The sequence below is a fragment of the uncultured Wocania sp. genome (assembly GCF_964021735.1).
GTDB lineage: Bacteria > Bacteroidota > Bacteroidia > Flavobacteriales > Flavobacteriaceae > Wocania_A.
Window position 1 is genome coordinate 1 of the sequence record NZ_CAXIBN010000067.1, and the last position, 15975, is coordinate 15975.

Genomic DNA, 15975 nt, shown 5'->3' on the forward strand with positions numbered 1-15975 from the left:
AAAAGAGACATTAAAACTGGTTAAGAATAATGTCTCTTAAAAAAATGGTTGATTTATTTTTTTATGTTAAGATATCCAATGCTTTGTAATCGCATTTTTAGAAAACCAAATAAGAAATAAGCAAACTACAATTATCATAATTGGCATTACTAAACTAGGAATATCAACATTCATAAACAAATAAATATGTTGAATAATGGCACTTAATCCCGAAAGAATAAACAAGCCATAAGCTAATTTTTTTCTTAAAAGTAAAGCAAAACATCCTAATACTCCAGCAAAAACGGCAATAGCAAAAGCAGCAGTGTACCAAGCTGGATATTCCATAAGAAATTCTGCTTGTTGCTCTTCTGGTAAAGCAGCAATCATTTCATCAGTAGCATAGGCTCTTACCAAATACGCCATAACACCTAAGCCATTCCAAATTAAGGCTAGCACACTTACAATCCAGAACCAAACAGGTGGTTTTGTAGAAGAATTTGTCATAATAATAGTTTTTAGTTAGTTAATAATGAATACAATGTATAAATTTTTTGTCACAATTAATAAAAGAGTGTATTTTTCATCACTTTAAAAATTCAAATGAAGAAATATTTTTATTTAATTTCTATTCAATATTTAGGATATAGATTTCATGGTTGGCAAAAACAGCCAGCCGTTAAAACATTGCATTTAATGGTAGATAGAACGTTAAACTTTATATTAGAAGGCAAACGTTTTAAAAGCCTAAGTTCTGGAAGAACAGACGCTATGGTTTCGGCTGAATGTGCAGCAATAGAATTGTTTTTATTTGAACCTATTGAAGATTTAAACGCCTTTTTAGAGCTATTCAATTACAACTTACCCCAAGATATTCGTGCTTTAAGTATTAAAGAGGTTGATGCTGAGTTTAATATAATCAACCATTCTAAAGTTAAAGAATACTTATATTTATTTGCTTACGGACAAAAGTGTCATCCGTTTTGTGCTCCAATAATGACAACCATTCTTGATAATCTAGATATTGATGTCATGAAACAAGGCGCTAAACTTTTTGAAGGCTCACATTATCTTAAATCCTATTGCTACAAACCAACTGATAATGGCATTTATAATAGAGAAATTTTACTTTGTGAGTTGATTGAAAACACCATTTATACAGCTAATTATTTTCCAGAGAAAACTTATTTGCTACGTGTAAAAGGAAAAGGTTTTATGCGAAACCAAATTAGATTAATGATGGGTACATTGATAGATCTAGGCAAAGGAAAGTTAACTTTAAAGGATATAGAATTAAGTTTAAAAGAAGAAACTGCAAAAAAAATGGAGTATATCGCTCCAGCCTCTGGGTTAATACTCAATAAAATTGACTTTGTGTAAACTATTATTAAGCCTGTTTACTCTGTTAAAGAAATTAACATATTCAGTTTTTGTTAACTTAATTTATGTTAAATAAACCTTAAATAAGTTAAACCCTGTTAAATCACTTGACTTTTTTAATTCATCCTATAGTTTATTGATAGTACGAACAATAAAAACAAATTATATTATGAATTATTTGAACATGAAAGATGAAGAATTGTTAAAAGTCGTTGTAGAGCTAAATATACTTCTAGCAGATTACCATATTTACTACCAAAAATTAAGAAGTAATCATTGGAATATTATTGGGAAAAACTTTTTTGATTTACACGAGAAATTTGAAGACATGTACAACGATGCACGTGTTAAAATAGATGAAATAGCAGAACGTATTTTAACACTACGCTATCACCCAATGAGTAAATTAGAAGACTATCTTAAAACATCATCAATTTTAGAAGATGCACCAATTAAGACTGATCAAGATATGGTAAAAGAAGTTTTAAAAGACCATAAAATATTACTAAAACAAATGAGTTCTGTGATTAAAAAAGCAAATGAAGTTTCAGATGAAGGCACTCTCGATTTAATTGGAGCATACATTAGAGAGCTTGAAAAAACAAGCTGGATGCTTAATGCATGGACTAAAAAACCTTCAGATAAATTAAATGATAATATTGTTGAAGTGAGTTAGTTGTTAAATCATTAAAAATAAAAATGTATTAATAATTAAAAACTAAAATTTCAACAAAATGGAATCAACATTAACAGAAGCATTTGATGCTATCATATCTAAATTAGAAAGTTGGCTAACAACAATAATAGAATATTTACCAAACTTTGCACTAGCAATTTTTGTATTAATCACTGCATATTTTGTAGCAAAGTATGTTAATAACATAACCTATAAATTAGTATCGAAAAGAGTACAGCAAGAATCTGTTGCTCAAATTATCTCAAGAATTTCCGCGGTTGTTCTGGTTATAGTAGGGCTTTATATATCGCTAGGTATATTAAATCTAAGTAAAACTTTAACCTCATTACTAGCCACAGCGGGTGTTGCTGGTTTAGCAATTGGTTTGGCATTACAAAATACACTTAGCAATACCGTTGCTGGTATTGTGTTATCCTTCAGAAAAAAAATACAAATAGGCAATTGGGTTGAAACTAATGGGTTCTCTGGAGAAGTTATAGATATTAACCTAAAAGAATTTGTTTTAAAAGAAGCCGATAACAATATTGTTATTATGCCTAATAAAATGATTTTAGAAAATCCTTTAAAAAACTATTCACTAACCACAAAAATGCGTGTGGCTATTGAATGTGGTGTTGGTTATGAATCTGACTTAGAGCAAGTAAAAGCATTGACTAAAGAAACCATTGCTAATGCTTTTGACCAAGTAGAAAGTCCTGAGGATGTAGAATTTTATTTTACAGAATTTGGAGATAGTTCAATAAATTATTTATGTCGTTTTTGGATTGATGCCGAAAGTATGTTAGAAAAATTACGCGCAAAAACTACAGCTATAATCGAAATTAAGAAAGCTTATGACAAAGCTGAAATTAATATACCGTTCCCAATTCGCACACTTCAGTTTGATAATAAACTAGCTTTTGAAAATCCCGAATCTTTAAAGGAATTTTCAAATAATTAGAAGTAGTAAAAATGTTAATTATTTTAACACTATCAATCAGAATATCATAAAAAAAGTTAAATAAAAATCCATCTTTAAGATGTTGGTCGTAATTTATTTAGAATCAACACAATCTACTTTTTGAGTAGAAATAATATAAATTCTCTAATAACTAGAGTAGGCTTGTTTCAAACAAAATAAGCTATTATAACTAATTTAAAATTAAAAAATTATGTTACGTTGGACAATCACATTTGTAGTAATCGCATTAATAGCTGGAGTTTTAGGCTTTGGCGGAATAGCTGGAGCATCAGCTGGAATAGCAAAAATATGCTTCTATATATTTTTAGTTCTATTTGTTCTTTCTTTATTAAAAGGATTACTGAAAAAATAGATTATTAATTGATGACGCTTAGTTTAACAAACTTCATTTGAGCTAATGTATATACTAAATAAGTTACATTACTATAGGTAGTCTTGTTAAATTTGTAGTATAAATTTTATTAACCATAAAAATTAAAAAAATGAAAAAAGCAATATTGATATTAGCATTATTATTTACAACATCTATAGTTTTCACAAGTTGTAGAGAAAAAAAAACAACTGATGAAAAAATAGAAGAAGCTATTAATGAAATTGGTGACGATTTAGAAAATGCTTCTGATGATGTAAAAGATGCTATAGAAGATGTGAAAGATGAAATCGAAGAAGTAAAAGAAGAAGCGAAAAAAGACAGTTTAAAAAGTTAAGAACTGTATAAAACCTTTTTTATAAACTTAAAATTTAAAACAAAATGAAAAATTTAATATATCTGTTAGCATTACTATTTATTGGTAATGTAATGGCGCAAGAAAAAGCAAAAGAAGTAAAACAAGAAACCAAAGTAAAAGTTATTAAAACTAAAAATGGTGATGAAACTTCAGAGAAAAAAGTTAAAGTGATTACACGAGAAACATCTGATGTAAAATTAGATGAAAACGATGAGAAAAAAATTAATCAAAATCGTGTAAATGCTACCAAGAAAGTAGAAAAAATGATAATGATTGATGATGATAAAGACCATGATTATGATACTTTAACCAAAGAAACTTATTATGTTAGTGGTGAGGGAAACTATAAGTTTACACCAAATAATAAGGGTTTTGATATCTTATTCGATAACGATGAAAATAAGTTTGTAAAAATTGAAAATGCATGGGCTACTAGTGCTAGTGGAAACTATATTATAAGAGGTGAAATGCATAACGGTATAGGTTATTTTGATAAAAACGGAAACTTTGTAGTAGAGTATTTTGATGAAGACTCAAAAACTGTTAAAAAAATGACTTATAGCAAGGAAAAGAAAGTTATAAAGTAAAATAATATCTTGTTAAGATAGTAGTAAAAGTCCCGAATTAATCGGGACTTTTTGTATTTTACAAACTCTTAAAAAAATCATTATGAGCACATCAGTATTAAAATCGGCATTGGACTTCTTTAAAAAACTAGAAAAAAATAATAATCGCGATTGGTTTAATGAAAACAAACCAGAGTTTAAAGCGATTGAAACTGAAGTAAAAGCTATTTATAATTCCGTTTTAGAAACATTAAACACTCACGATGATATAGATAAATTAAAAATATTCAGAATTTATCGCGATGTACGTTTTTCTAAAAACAAACTACCCTATAAAACACACTTTGGAGGATCTTTTCACAGAACAAAGCCAAAATTAAGAGGTGGTTACTATTTACACATACAGCCAAATAACGAGAGTTTTATTGCTACAGGTTTTTGGGAACCTGCTAAGGAAGATTTATTACGAATTAGAAAAGAGTTTGAAATGGATGATACTGAAATCCGTAAAATTATTAGTAATAAAAAATTTAAAAATATTTGGGGAGATTTTGTAGGTGACGAAGTGAAAACCGCACCCAAAGGTTTTAGTAAAGAACATAAAGCCATAGATTTAATAAAGAAAAAACAGTATATTTTTGTTAAAAAATATACAGACAAAGAGGTTTTATCACCTGATTTTATAAATGATGTAAATGCTTCGTTTAAAGCTATTCGCCCATACTTTGATTATATGAGTGATGTTTTAACTACAGATTTGAATGGGGTGTCTTTAATTGAATAACTCTGTTTATTTAAGCTTAAACTAAACCGCAGCCAACAATTCTGGTTTTTCAAATAATTGAATATTGCTAAGCAAACGCTCTTTAACAATATTCATCATGCGTTTATTTAAAGCAGAAGAATTTTCAATATAAATTAAATATTCTTCAACCGTAAAAAGCCCAATTACCATGCCTTTTATAGAGTTACGAAATTTCATATCTTTTTGAATGGCATTTTCAATATAATCCATACGCTTTTGTAACGATAAATCGTAAAATACAGATTTATGCTTAACCACATAATTTTTAAAAACCTCAATAAGTAATTCATTTTGAAACTTTACAATTGGCCGTAAAACTAAATTCTGAAAACGCTCGTCAGCACTCATATTATCATTAATTGTTGCTGCAGGAATTTCGGGTCTAATATTTCTTAAACTAAACGGTCTTGTACTCATGGTTTCAGATTTTTATTAAAAGTATTGATTATTAAGCGTCTAAATTTTTGTGCACTTTATAATTATTAACGAGGTTATTAACATTGAAAATTTTCTCTATCTTTAAAATCAAAAAACATGAAATTCGGAAGTGTTGACAATCCTGAGAATATCGACTTTACTTTACCAAAAGATCATATAGATACAAAGCGAGTTTTAAATAAAGTAAAAGATGATAATGTTCCAGAAATTTATGTGGGTTGCGCCAAATGGAATAGAGCAGACTTAAAGGGATTTTATCCAAGAGGCACAAAAGATGAGCTAAAATATTATTCGTCTCAATTCAATTCTATTGAACTTAATGCTACGTTTTACAGAATATTTCCTGCTGAACAATTTGCAACTTGGTATGATAAAACACCAATGGGATTTAAGTTTTTTCCAAAATTAAATCAAGAAATAAGTCATTGGAAACGGTTGAATGAAACCCAAGAAGTTGTTGAGAATTATTTATACAACGCTTCAAATTTAAAAGAAAAATTAGGCACCATTTTTTTGCAAATGCATAATAATTTTACGCCTAAAGATTTTGATAGAGTAGTGAATTTTGTTGAAAACTGGCCAAAAAAAATCCCATTAGCTATTGAATTTAGGCATACCAATTGGTATAATGACGCTACCATTTCTAAAGATTTATATCAACTTTTCGAAACTAATAACATTTCAAATGTTATAGTTGACACTGCGGGACGGCGCGATTTAATACATATGAGATTAACCAATGCCACAGCTTTTGTGCGTTACGTTGGTGCAAATCATCCATCCGATTATTTGCGTTTAGACGATTGGGTGGAGCGATTAAAACAATGGAAAAATCAAGGCATAAAAGAAATCGATTTTTTTATTCATCAAAATATAGAAAAAGAGTCTCCATTATTATCTGCATATTTTATTAAAAAACTAAATGCAGAATTGGGTTATTCCTTAACTGTTCCTAATGAAGATAAGCAACAAAAATTATTATAAAATAGGTTATTCGTAATTTTAACATTTATAACTAATCATTTAAAGACATGAAGTTTCATACAAGAAAATGGATTAAACCAGAAGATTTAAACCCCAACGGTACGCTATTTGGTGGTCGCCTTTTAGAATGGATTGACGAAGAGGCAGCGTTATACGCTATTCTCCAATTTGATAACCAAAAAGTAGTTACCAAATCCATGGGTGCCATTGAGTTTTTAACATCAGCAAAACAAGGTGATATTGTAGAAATCGGAATTAAAATCACAAAGGTTGGTAATGCTTATATTACACTAAGTTGCGAGGTTAGAAATATTATGACACAAGAAATCATTATAAGTATTTCTAATATCATTATGGTAAATTTAGACGAGAACGGAAAACCCAAAGCACATGGTAAAAATTTGAAGATTGTGTAAAAACATCACTAAATCTTGTTTTAAATATTATAATCAATTGTGTTGTTCTATTGCATTAAATTCAATAAATATAACATCTATTAATTTTTTTGTAAAAGTTTATTAGAAATGTATCTTACCTATTGAAAAATAGGTAATAAAAATGGGGTTTTTATAAATTTGTAACCCTTACTAATTATAAGATATTTTATGAGTAAAACATTGTTTGACAAAGTGTGGGATTCACACGTTGTAAAAAAGATAGAAGGTGGGCCAGATGTGTTTTTTATTGACCGCCATTTTATACACGAAGTAACTAGCCCTGTTGCTTTTTTAGGGTTAAAAAGTAGAGGTTTAAGTGTATTGTATCCAGAACGTACTTTTGCAACTGCAGATCATAATACGCCAACTATAAATCAGCATTTACCAGTTGAAGATCCGTTATCGGCAAATCAGCTTAAAGCCTTAGAAGATAATTCTAACGAATATGGCATTAGCCATTGGGGGTTAGGGCATAAAAAGAATGGTATAGTTCACGTGGTAGGCCCAGAAAATGGGATTACTTTTCCTGGAGCGACTATTGTTTGTGGTGATTCGCATACATCTACTCATGGTGCTTTTGGTGCTATTGCCTTTGGCATTGGGACTTCGGAAGTTGAAATGGTACTATCTACGCAATGTATCATGCAACCAAAACCTAAAAAAATGCGCATTAATGTAAATGGGCAATTAGGTAAAGGTGTTACACCAAAAGATGTGGCTTTATATATAATTTCAAAATTAACAACCTCTGGTGCAACTGGTTATTTTGTTGAATATGCAGGTGATGTTTTTGAAAGCATGACTATGGAAGGTCGTATGACGGTTTGTAACCTTTCTATTGAAATGGGTGCACGTGGAGGCATGATTGCTCCAGATGAAACGACTTTTGAATATTTAAAAGACAAACCTTTATCATTAAAGGGAGAAGCTTGGGATAAAGCTGTAGCACATTGGAAGACTTTAAAAACTGAAGAAGATGCTGCATTTGATAAAGACTTAACTTTTAATGCTAGCGATATTGAACCGATGATTACCTACGGAACAAATCCAGGTATGGGTATGGGGATTTCTAAAAATATTCCAGATGCTGAAGCTGTTGAAGGTGGTGTCGCTACTTATAAAAAGTCTTTAGATTACATGGGGTATGAGGAAAACGATTCTATGATTGGTAAAAAAGTAGATTATGTATTTTTAGGAAGTTGTACTAACGGAAGAATTGAAGATTTTCGCGCTTTTGCATCAATTGTAAAAGGAAAGAAAAAAGCCGAAAATATTACAGCGTGGTTAGTTCCAGGATCTCACGAAGTAGAAGATAAAATTAAAGAAGAAGGTATTTTAGATATTATTCACGACGCTGGTTTTGTTTTAAGACAACCAGGTTGTTCGGCATGTTTAGCGATGAACGATGATAAAGTACCTGCAGGTAAATATGCGGTAAGCACTTCAAACAGAAATTTTGAAGGTCGACAAGGACCAGGGTCAAGAACATTATTAGCTAGTCCTTTAGTTGCAGCAGCAGCGGCAGTTACTGGCGTAGTTACAGATCCAAGAGAATTACTTTAATAATAATTTAGAAAAAAATAAAATGGCTTACGATAAATTTAATATACTAACTAGTACAGCAGTTCCATTGCCATTGGAAAACGTTGATACCGATCAAATTATACCGGCTCGTTTTTTAAAAGCTACTAAACGAGAAGGTTTTGGCGATAATTTGTTTAGAGATTGGAGATACAACGCAGATAATACTGCAAAAGAAAACTTTGTATTAAACAACTCGATTTATAGTGGGAAAATTTTAGTTGGAGGAAAGAATTTTGGTTCTGGATCTTCAAGAGAGCATGCTGCTTGGGCGGTTTATGATTATGGTTTCCGTTGTGTCGTATCAAGTTTTTTTGCAGATATTTTTAGAAATAACTGTCTAAATGTTGGAGTTTTACCAGTGCAAGTTAGTCCAAAATTTTCAGAACTAATCTTTGAAGAAATATACAAAGATCCCAAAACAGAAATAGAGGTTAATTTACCAAATCAAACCATAACCATATTATCTACAGGTGCTCAAGAATCTTTCGAAATAAATAGCTATAAGAAAGAAAACATGCTTAATGGTTTTGATGATATTGATTACCTTCAAAATATAAAGAGCGAAATAGAAGATTTTGCTAACCGTTTGATGTTGTAAATGGCAATACGAAAAATTGAAATAATGGATACGACATTACGCGATGGTGAACAAACATCGAGTGTGTCGTTTTCTGCTTCTGAAAAACTTACAATAGCTAAACTTTTACTAGAAGAATTAAAAGTTGATCGTATAGAAATAGCATCAGCAAGAGTATCAGAAGGCGAACTTCAAGCGGTAAAAGATGTTACCGAATGGGCTGCCGAAAATGGATATTTAAACACTGTAGAAGTATTAACATTTGTTGATAATGGTGTGTCTATTAATTGGATGATAGAGGCTGGAGCCAAGGTGCAAAACCTATTAACTAAAGGCTCATTAAATCATTTAACTCATCAACTCAAAAAGACTTCTAATCAGCATTTTAAAGAAATAGAAGAAGCTATAAAATTAGCATCTAAAAAAGATATTGAAACCAATATTTATTTAGAAGATTGGAGTAATGGCATGCGTAATTCTAAAGTCTATGTGTTTGAGTTTTTAGAGTTTTTATCTACCCAACATGTAAAACGTATTATGCTACCAGATACTTTAGGTATTTTAACACCTAAGGAATCTTACGAATATGTTAAAGAAATAAAAGAGAAATATCCTAATTTACACTTTGATTTTCATGCGCATAACGATTACGATTTAGGCGTATCTAATGCTATGGAAGCATTAAAAGCTGGGGCTGATGGACTACATTTAACTGTTAATGGTATGGGTGAGCGTGCAGGAAATGCACCTATGGCAAGTACTATTGCTGTAATAAATGATTTTTTGCCACATATAGAAATTGGTGTTAATGAAAAAATGTTATATACGGTTAGTAAACTAGTAGAGAATTTTTCTGGTGTTGTGATTCCTGCAAACAAACCTATTATTGGTGCCAATGTATTTACACAAACTGCTGGAATTCATGCCGATGGTGACAATAAAAAGAACCTGTATTTTAGCGATTTATTACCCGAGCGTTTTGGAAGAAAACGTCAGTATGCCTTGGGAAAAGCTTCTGGAAAAGCCAATATTCAAAAGAATTTACAGGAGTTAGGACTTCAACTTAATGATGAAGATTTAAAAAAAGTTACTCAACGCATTATAGAATTAGGAGATAAAAAGCAGGTAGTTTCCAAAGAAGATTTACCTTATATCATTTCGGATGTTTTAGATAGAACTTACGAAGAAAAAGTTAAAGTGAATTCATATGTTTTAACCCATTCAAAAGGGCTAAAACCATCAACAACAGTTTCTATTAGTATTGAAAATGAAGTTTTTGAAGAACATGCACAAGGTGACGGACAGTTTGATGCGTTTATGAATGCTATTAGAAATGTGTTTAAAACAAAAAAAATGGTATTGCCTGATTTGATAGATTATGCCGTTAGAATACCACCAGGAAGTCGATCTGACGCTTTGTGTGAAACCATTATTACTTGGAAAAATTCTGAAAAAGAATTTAAAACTCGTGGTTTAGATTCCGATCAAACAGTATCGGCAATTAAAGCAACCGAAAAAATGCTAAATATTATTATTAATTAAGATTACAATACATACATTATGAAATTTAATATTGCCCTTTTAGCCGGAGATGGTATAGGACCTGAAGTTATCGATCAAGCTGTAAAAGTTAGTGATGCTGTAGCTAAGAAATTTGGACATGAAATAACATGGAAACCAGCCTTAACTGGTGCTGCAGCTATTGATGCCGTTGGAGAGCCTTACCCAGATTCTACACACGAAGTATGTGTAGCATCAGATGCAGTTTTGTTTGGTGCTATTGGTCATCCAAAATACGATAATAATCCTAGTGCTAAAGTGCGTCCAGAACAAGGTTTATTAAAAATGCGTAAAAAATTAGGATTGTTTGCTAATGTACGGCCAACATTTACTTTTCCGTCGTTATTAGATAAATCTCCTTTAAAACAAGAACGTATTGAAGGTACCGATTTAGTGTTTTTACGTGAATTAACTGGCGGTATTTATTTTGGAGAAAAGGGGAGAAGAGATAACGGTGAAACGGCTTACGATAACTGTGTTTATACTAGAGCAGAAGTACAACGTTTAGCTAAAAAAGGTTTTGAATTAGCCATGACGCGCTCTAAAAAGTTATGTTGTGTAGATAAAGCCAATGTTTTAGAAACATCTAGATTATGGAGAGAAACCGTTCAGGCTATGGAAAAAGATTATCCAGAAGTTGAAGTAAGTTACGAATTTGTTGATGCTGTGGCTATGCGTTTGGTGCAATGGCCAAACAGTTATGATGTACTTATTACTGAAAACTTATTTGGAGACATTTTAACCGATGAAGCTTCTGTAATTTCTGGTTCAATGGGCTTAATGCCATCGGCATCTATGGGAGCAGATATTGCTTTATTTGAACCTATACACGGATCGTATCCGCAAGCTACAGGATTAAATATAGCAAATCCAATGGCAACCGTTTTATCGGCAGCTATGATGTTTGAAACAGCGTTTAACTTACCAGAGGAAGGAAAAGCGATTAGAGATGCTGTGAATAAAGCTTTAGCTCAAGGTATAGTAACTGAAGATTTAGCAGACGGTGGTAAAGCTTATGGAACTAAAGAAGTAGGTGATTGGTTAGCCGCAAACATCTAAAAAACAATCACTTATACAGGTGTTTTTAAAATGGATTTAGTAACTTTATGCTAAATCCATTTTTTATGGGTGGTTTTATCAGTATTAATTTTAAAAATAGAAATCATGAGGCTATTAAAAATTACAATGCTGTCCCTTTTCTTTTTTACTACCTATTCTTTTCATTCTCAAAATATTGGTGATTTTACATCAGTAACACCAGCATCACAAACGGATCAATTTGTAATTCCGTCTACTCACAAGTTTCAAAAGATTATAGAAACGGAAGACCCCTTGACAGCAGGTGGTAACTTTAAAGTAAAACCAGATTTTACTGCTTATGTACCTATTGCTGGTAGTAGTACTAATGGTTATTTAAGTATAAATTCAGAAGGCTTCGCTCTTTTTGATGGTGGTGGAGGCGTACAAGTATTAGATATCAATTTTAATGCAACCACTAAATTATGGGAAACAACAGCATCTGAAGATTTAAACTTCGCAGCAGTTGGCGGTACAGCTGCAAATTGCTCTGGTACCGTTACATCTTGGGGGACAGTGATTTCTTGTGAGGAGGTTGCTTATAATGAAGGAGGTACGGGGTTAACAGATTTAAATTTTGATGGTTATAATGATGTTGGTTGGAATATTGAAATTAATCCAGCAACAAAAACAGTAATTGGTAAACATTGGGCTATGGGTAATTTTAAACATGAAAATGTTGCTATTCACTCTAATAACCGAACAGTTTACCAAGGAGCAGATGATACCGTTGGACATGGCTTTTTATATAAATTTGTTGCAACAAATGCTCAAGATTTAAGCGCTGGAAATCTATATGTGTTTTCAGGATCTAAAAGCGGTGCAGGTTCATGGATATTAATTAATGACAATACAAATCCTTCACATCAATTACCATCACATCAAAATATTACTAATGAATTGAGTTTAGCTGCTGGGGCAACTGAATTTGAAGGTATAGAAGACGTTGAAATTGGTCCAGATGGTATGATTTACTTTGCTGTTAAAGGTGCTCCAGATCAAAGAGTATATAGGTTTTCAGATTCTGATCCACTTGAAGCATCTGTTTCGACTGTAACTATGGAAACATTTGTTGGTGCCATGAGTTATGATATTAATGATGGAGTTAGTACTACATCGGTAGCCTGGGGAGGTGGCAATGATAATTTAGCGTTTGATGGAGATGGAAATCTTTGGGTGCTTCAAGATGATAACTCTGGGAATAAACAATTTTATATTTGGGTTGTTAAGAATGGACATACACAAGTGAGCCCACAGGTAGAGTTGTTTGGTATTACTCCACATGACGCTGAGCCTACAGGCATTACATTTACACCAGATTATAAATATTTATTTATGTCGTTTATGGCTCCAAATCCAACCAATGTGGCTAATCAATCTGATGCAGCTGGAAACATAGTTAATTTTGATAAGGGGATTAGTTTGGTTATTGCCCTATCAGGAAATTTAGGATCGTCTCTTTCTACTGATGACAGGCAATTTGATAAGGCGTATAAATTTTATCCAAACCCATTAAAGTCATCAAGAGATTTAATAATTAAAGGCAAGGATATTAATAACGTTAAGCTCTACTCAATTTTAGGAAAGAAAGTATTGGATATTGACTATAACGATTTAAGTGAAGTGAAACTTAATCTTAATGATATTCAATCTGGTCTTTATCTTTTTAAAGTGAATGATAAAGAAACTTCAAAATTGGTAATTAAATAGATTTTTGCAAGTTAAAACTTGAATTATTCGGTAATTCAAAAATTTCTAAATCGAAATAGGGGAGTGCTGCTATAAGATGATCAAAAATATCTGCCATAATATACTCGTAATTAGCCCAACGTTTATCGCTACTAAATGCATAAATTTCTAAAGGAATTCCTTGTGTTGTTGGTGCTAATTGTCGTACCATAATCATCATATCTTTATTTATTGCAGAATGATGATTTAAGTAAGAATCAATATATTTTCTAAAGATTCCTAGATTAGTTAGGTTTCTTCCGTTTAACAAAAGCTCTTTATTTGCATTATTATCTGTATTATAAGCTTTAATATCGCTTTGTCGTACTTCTATATACGATGTAATCAATTGAATTTTTTTTAGCTTATCAATTTCTTCGTCGGTTAAATATTTAACGCCATCTTGTTTAATATATAAGGCCCGCTTTATTCGTCTACCACCCGAATTACTCATACCTCTCCAATTTTTAAACGAATCAGAGATTAGGGCATAAGTGGGTATGGTTGTGATGGTATTATCAAAATTTTGAACTTTTACAGTAGCTAAATTAATTTCTACTACATCACCATCAGCACCGTATTTTTCAAAAGTAATCCAATCTCCAATACGAACCATATCGTTAATAGACACTTGAATACTCGCAACAAAACCTAAAATAGTATCTTTAAAGACTAATATAATAACTGCAGATATAGCTCCAAGTCCTGTTGCAAATTTCACAAAAGGAATACCAGTAATTATTGCAATAGCAGACATAAAGCCGCCTAACCAAGCAAAAATCATGAACACCTGTATGTAGCTATCTATAGGCTTATCCTTTAATTGAGGTAGGGTTTTTAAGTAATCTTTTAAAGTGTTTAATAAGCTTCTAACTATCCAAAGCGTTAAAATAATCGCAAAAACTAATAAGCCTTTTTCTACAATATTTTCTGAATATTCGAAATCATAAAGCACTATCGGAATAAATTCAATAGCAATTAATAAGGGAATAATGTGGGCGACATTCCTTGGAACTTTATTTGAAATTAGAAGGTCATCAAAATTAGTTTTCGTCTTGTTAGCAAATTGAGTAAATGCTCCTCTAATTAATTTTCTTATAATAAAATCGACAATAAATACTATTAGTATTAAAACAAATAAAAGAGCAAACATATTCAGGTATTTCGCAACAGCTTCTGAAGTACCAATAGATAGTAAATAATCGTAAAGTAAGTGTTTATAATTACTCATCTATTTTTGAATGTTTTAAATAATTTCTATCAACATAAAATGTTCCGAACGGAATAATTGAAGCTAAAAGCACTAGGGTAAACTGCTTAGTATTCCAAGAAAAATCTTTTTTAAAAACAAAAGCTAAAGCTATATATGCAATGAATAATATACCGTGTGGCATTCCTAAGAGTTTAACATATTGAGGATCATCAGCTAGATACTTAATGGGTGTTGCTATAAATAATAATAAGATATACGAAACTCCTTCAAAAAGAGCAACAATTCTGAATACATTAATAAAAGAAAACATAAGCATTTATTTTTTTGCAAAAATAGCACAGAAAAGGCTATAAAAAATGTGTTTTAATACTTTTTTATAGTGCGTTAAAAATAACGAGTCCATAAATTACAAAGCGCAATAAGCGTAAAGCTCCAAATAGTACTACTATTTTAAAAGGAAATTTTATAATACCCGCAGCAATACATGATATTGAAAAAGGAAGTGGAAGTAATGCACCTACAATAATTAAAAAACCACCCCATTTTCTGGAGTTTTTTAGCTGTTTTTGCATTTTCACTTCTAAATAACTGTGTACAGAAGGAATTTTTGTAATCATTCTTCCTAAATGATAAGATAACAAGCCAGCCGTATAGGAGAGTATAGCTAAAATACTTAAATAGCCCCATGGGTTTGGCATTTTTCCTGCCCAAGCTATAAATATTTCAGGAGGAATTAAACCTAAAAGTGTTTCAGATACAAAGAAGAAACTTAATACACCTTGAGAAGGTAAAATCTCGGTTAATTTTATTAAAGCCTCATTAATATTGAAAAAATAATCAACTACATAAATTAGAACTATGGCTCCAATAATATATGGCAAAGCTTTTTTAACAGCTTGCCATACAAAAGAATAAAACCCAGTATAGGAATAATACTGATGCAAGAGCTTCAGTCTCGATTTTCCAACTTTAGATTTTTGTTTTGGTTTAGAATTCATTGTAATTCCGATAAATTTAAGGGATTGCAAATATACAGCTTGGTGTTTTGAAAAAAAAGTAAACTTTGTTAATTCATATTTTATTAACAGTAAATATAGAGAAGTAGGTAGTTAAAAAATATACTATTTTACATAATATAAATTATAGTACAAATACATAGTAATTTCTGTATAGCCGTTTTTCAGGCTATTTACACATAATTGTAGATATAGTGCCTTTAGGTCTATATCGTCAACAATTATGTTAAAAGAAATTACGGCTA

Annotated in this window: 19 protein-coding genes; 14 read left to right on the forward strand and 5 right to left on the reverse strand. The window is 31.1% G+C overall.

Annotation, left to right across the window (positions count from 1 at the left end):
* Window positions 1-66 precede the first annotated feature (66 nt).
* Window positions 67-486: a hypothetical protein gene (locus tag AADI82_RS07660; RefSeq protein WP_341215858.1), complete on the reverse strand. Its 420-nt coding sequence runs from the start codon at window positions 484-486 to the stop codon at window positions 67-69.
* Window positions 487-582: 96 nt separating this feature from the next.
* On the opposite strand from AADI82_RS07660, the gene AADI82_RS07665 reads away from it, so the two are divergent.
* From AADI82_RS07665 to AADI82_RS07695, 7 genes are all read left to right on the forward strand, one after another.
* On the forward strand, window positions 583-1359 hold the full coding sequence (locus AADI82_RS07665) for a tRNA pseudouridine(38-40) synthase TruA (protein WP_341215859.1): 777 nt from the start codon (window positions 583-585) through the stop codon (window positions 1357-1359).
* Between the two features lie 169 nt (window positions 1360-1528).
* The gene (locus AADI82_RS07670) at window positions 1529-2035 is read left to right on the forward strand and encodes a Dps family protein (RefSeq protein ID WP_341215860.1); all 507 of its coding nucleotides are present in this window, start codon (window positions 1529-1531) and stop codon (window positions 2033-2035) included.
* A gap of 58 nt (window positions 2036-2093) precedes the next feature.
* On the forward strand, window positions 2094-2996 hold the full coding sequence (locus AADI82_RS07675; RefSeq protein ID WP_341215861.1) for a mechanosensitive ion channel: 903 nt from the start codon (window positions 2094-2096) through the stop codon (window positions 2994-2996).
* A 211-nt stretch (window positions 2997-3207) separates the two neighbouring features.
* Window positions 3208-3369 (forward strand): DUF1328 domain-containing protein, encoded by a 162-nt coding sequence (locus AADI82_RS07680; RefSeq protein ID WP_034039804.1) that lies wholly within the window; start codon window positions 3208-3210, stop codon window positions 3367-3369.
* 130 nt (window positions 3370-3499) lie between these two features.
* A complete protein-coding gene (locus tag AADI82_RS07685) occupies window positions 3500-3724 on the forward strand; it encodes a hypothetical protein (RefSeq protein ID WP_341215862.1) in 225 nt (74 codons plus the stop codon).
* Window positions 3725-3768: 44 nt separating this feature from the next.
* Window positions 3769-4332 carry a hypothetical protein gene (locus tag AADI82_RS07690; protein WP_341215863.1) on the forward strand — a complete coding sequence of 188 codons (564 nt, stop codon included), beginning with the start codon at window positions 3769-3771 and terminating at the stop codon, window positions 4330-4332.
* A gap of 82 nt (window positions 4333-4414) precedes the next feature.
* Window positions 4415-5095, forward strand: a complete 681-nt coding sequence (locus tag AADI82_RS07695; RefSeq protein WP_341215864.1) for a DUF2461 domain-containing protein — start codon at window positions 4415-4417, stop codon at window positions 5093-5095.
* A 21-nt stretch (window positions 5096-5116) separates the two neighbouring features.
* On the opposite strand, the gene AADI82_RS07700 is transcribed toward AADI82_RS07695, so the two are convergent.
* A complete protein-coding gene (locus AADI82_RS07700) occupies window positions 5117-5533 on the reverse strand; it encodes a glyoxalase (RefSeq protein WP_341215865.1) in 417 nt (138 codons plus the stop codon).
* Window positions 5534-5650: 117 nt separating this feature from the next.
* Between AADI82_RS07700 and AADI82_RS07705 the strand changes: the two genes are divergently transcribed.
* The 7 genes from AADI82_RS07705 (at window position 5651) to AADI82_RS07735 (ending at window position 13483) form a co-directional block, all read left to right on the forward strand.
* Complete coding sequence (locus AADI82_RS07705) at window positions 5651-6538, forward strand: DUF72 domain-containing protein (protein ID WP_341215866.1); 888 nt, start codon at window positions 5651-5653, stop codon at window positions 6536-6538.
* 47 nt (window positions 6539-6585) lie between these two features.
* On the forward strand, window positions 6586-6954 hold the full coding sequence (locus AADI82_RS07710) for a hotdog domain-containing protein (RefSeq protein ID WP_341215867.1): 369 nt from the start codon (window positions 6586-6588) through the stop codon (window positions 6952-6954).
* A 189-nt stretch (window positions 6955-7143) separates the two neighbouring features.
* Complete coding sequence (gene leuC, locus AADI82_RS07715) at window positions 7144-8538, forward strand: 3-isopropylmalate dehydratase large subunit (protein ID WP_341215868.1); 1395 nt, start codon at window positions 7144-7146, stop codon at window positions 8536-8538.
* A gap of 22 nt (window positions 8539-8560) precedes the next feature.
* Window positions 8561-9157 (forward strand): 3-isopropylmalate dehydratase small subunit, encoded by a 597-nt coding sequence (gene leuD, locus AADI82_RS07720; RefSeq protein WP_341215869.1) that lies wholly within the window; start codon window positions 8561-8563, stop codon window positions 9155-9157.
* A complete protein-coding gene (locus AADI82_RS07725; protein WP_341215870.1) occupies window positions 9158-10678 on the forward strand; it encodes an alpha-isopropylmalate synthase regulatory domain-containing protein in 1521 nt (506 codons plus the stop codon).
* Between the two features lie 18 nt (window positions 10679-10696).
* Window positions 10697-11755, forward strand: a complete 1059-nt coding sequence (leuB, locus tag AADI82_RS07730) for a 3-isopropylmalate dehydrogenase (protein ID WP_341215871.1) — start codon at window positions 10697-10699, stop codon at window positions 11753-11755.
* 105 nt (window positions 11756-11860) lie between these two features.
* Entirely contained in the window at window positions 11861-13483 is a 1623-nt protein-coding gene (locus AADI82_RS07735) for an alkaline phosphatase PhoX (RefSeq protein WP_341215872.1), read from the forward strand.
* On the opposite strand, the gene AADI82_RS07740 is transcribed toward AADI82_RS07735, so the two are convergent.
* The 3 genes from AADI82_RS07740 to AADI82_RS07750 all read right to left on the reverse strand — a co-directional run bounded on the left by AADI82_RS07740 (window position 13476) and on the right by AADI82_RS07750 (window position 15712).
* A complete protein-coding gene (locus AADI82_RS07740) occupies window positions 13476-14732 on the reverse strand; it encodes a mechanosensitive ion channel domain-containing protein (protein ID WP_341215873.1) in 1257 nt (418 codons plus the stop codon). The two genes, AADI82_RS07735 and AADI82_RS07740, sit on opposite strands and share 8 nt — an antisense overlap.
* On the reverse strand, window positions 14725-15024 hold the full coding sequence (locus AADI82_RS07745; RefSeq protein WP_034045547.1) for a DUF3817 domain-containing protein: 300 nt from the start codon (window positions 15022-15024) through the stop codon (window positions 14725-14727). Before AADI82_RS07745 ends, AADI82_RS07740 begins: the two co-directional genes overlap by 8 nt.
* Before the next feature lie 64 nt (window positions 15025-15088).
* Window positions 15089-15712, reverse strand: a complete 624-nt coding sequence (locus AADI82_RS07750; protein ID WP_341215874.1) for a VTT domain-containing protein — start codon at window positions 15710-15712, stop codon at window positions 15089-15091.
* Window positions 15713-15975 lie beyond the last annotated feature (263 nt).

What these genes read in the sequence shown, in the direction of transcription:
- AADI82_RS07660 (WP_341215858.1), bottom strand. Translation starts at nt 486, where the DNA reads ATGACAAATTCTTCTACAAAACCACCTGTTTGGTTCTGGATTGTAAGT.
- AADI82_RS07665 (WP_341215859.1), top strand. Translation starts at nt 583, where the DNA reads ATGAAGAAATATTTTTATTTAATTTCTATTCAATATTTAGGATATAGA.
- AADI82_RS07670 (WP_341215860.1), top strand. Translation starts at nt 1,529, where the DNA reads ATGAATTATTTGAACATGAAAGATGAAGAATTGTTAAAAGTCGTTGTA.
- AADI82_RS07675 (WP_341215861.1), top strand. Translation starts at nt 2,094, where the DNA reads ATGGAATCAACATTAACAGAAGCATTTGATGCTATCATATCTAAATTA.
- AADI82_RS07680 (WP_034039804.1), top strand. Translation starts at nt 3,208, where the DNA reads ATGTTACGTTGGACAATCACATTTGTAGTAATCGCATTAATAGCTGGA.
- AADI82_RS07685 (WP_341215862.1), top strand. Translation starts at nt 3,500, where the DNA reads ATGAAAAAAGCAATATTGATATTAGCATTATTATTTACAACATCTATA.
- AADI82_RS07690 (WP_341215863.1), top strand. Translation starts at nt 3,769, where the DNA reads ATGAAAAATTTAATATATCTGTTAGCATTACTATTTATTGGTAATGTA.
- AADI82_RS07695 (WP_341215864.1), top strand. Translation starts at nt 4,415, where the DNA reads ATGAGCACATCAGTATTAAAATCGGCATTGGACTTCTTTAAAAAACTA.
- AADI82_RS07700 (WP_341215865.1), bottom strand. Translation starts at nt 5,533, where the DNA reads ATGAGTACAAGACCGTTTAGTTTAAGAAATATTAGACCCGAAATTCCT.
- AADI82_RS07705 (WP_341215866.1), top strand. Translation starts at nt 5,651, where the DNA reads ATGAAATTCGGAAGTGTTGACAATCCTGAGAATATCGACTTTACTTTA.
- AADI82_RS07710 (WP_341215867.1), top strand. Translation starts at nt 6,586, where the DNA reads ATGAAGTTTCATACAAGAAAATGGATTAAACCAGAAGATTTAAACCCC.
- leuC (WP_341215868.1), top strand. Translation starts at nt 7,144, where the DNA reads ATGAGTAAAACATTGTTTGACAAAGTGTGGGATTCACACGTTGTAAAA.
- leuD (WP_341215869.1), top strand. Translation starts at nt 8,561, where the DNA reads ATGGCTTACGATAAATTTAATATACTAACTAGTACAGCAGTTCCATTG.
- AADI82_RS07725 (WP_341215870.1), top strand. Translation starts at nt 9,158, where the DNA reads ATGGCAATACGAAAAATTGAAATAATGGATACGACATTACGCGATGGT.
- leuB (WP_341215871.1), top strand. Translation starts at nt 10,697, where the DNA reads ATGAAATTTAATATTGCCCTTTTAGCCGGAGATGGTATAGGACCTGAA.
- AADI82_RS07735 (WP_341215872.1), top strand. Translation starts at nt 11,861, where the DNA reads ATGAGGCTATTAAAAATTACAATGCTGTCCCTTTTCTTTTTTACTACC.
- AADI82_RS07740 (WP_341215873.1), bottom strand. Translation starts at nt 14,732, where the DNA reads ATGAGTAATTATAAACACTTACTTTACGATTATTTACTATCTATTGGT.
- AADI82_RS07745 (WP_034045547.1), bottom strand. Translation starts at nt 15,024, where the DNA reads ATGTTTTCTTTTATTAATGTATTCAGAATTGTTGCTCTTTTTGAAGGA.
- AADI82_RS07750 (WP_341215874.1), bottom strand. Translation starts at nt 15,712, where the DNA reads ATGAATTCTAAACCAAAACAAAAATCTAAAGTTGGAAAATCGAGACTG.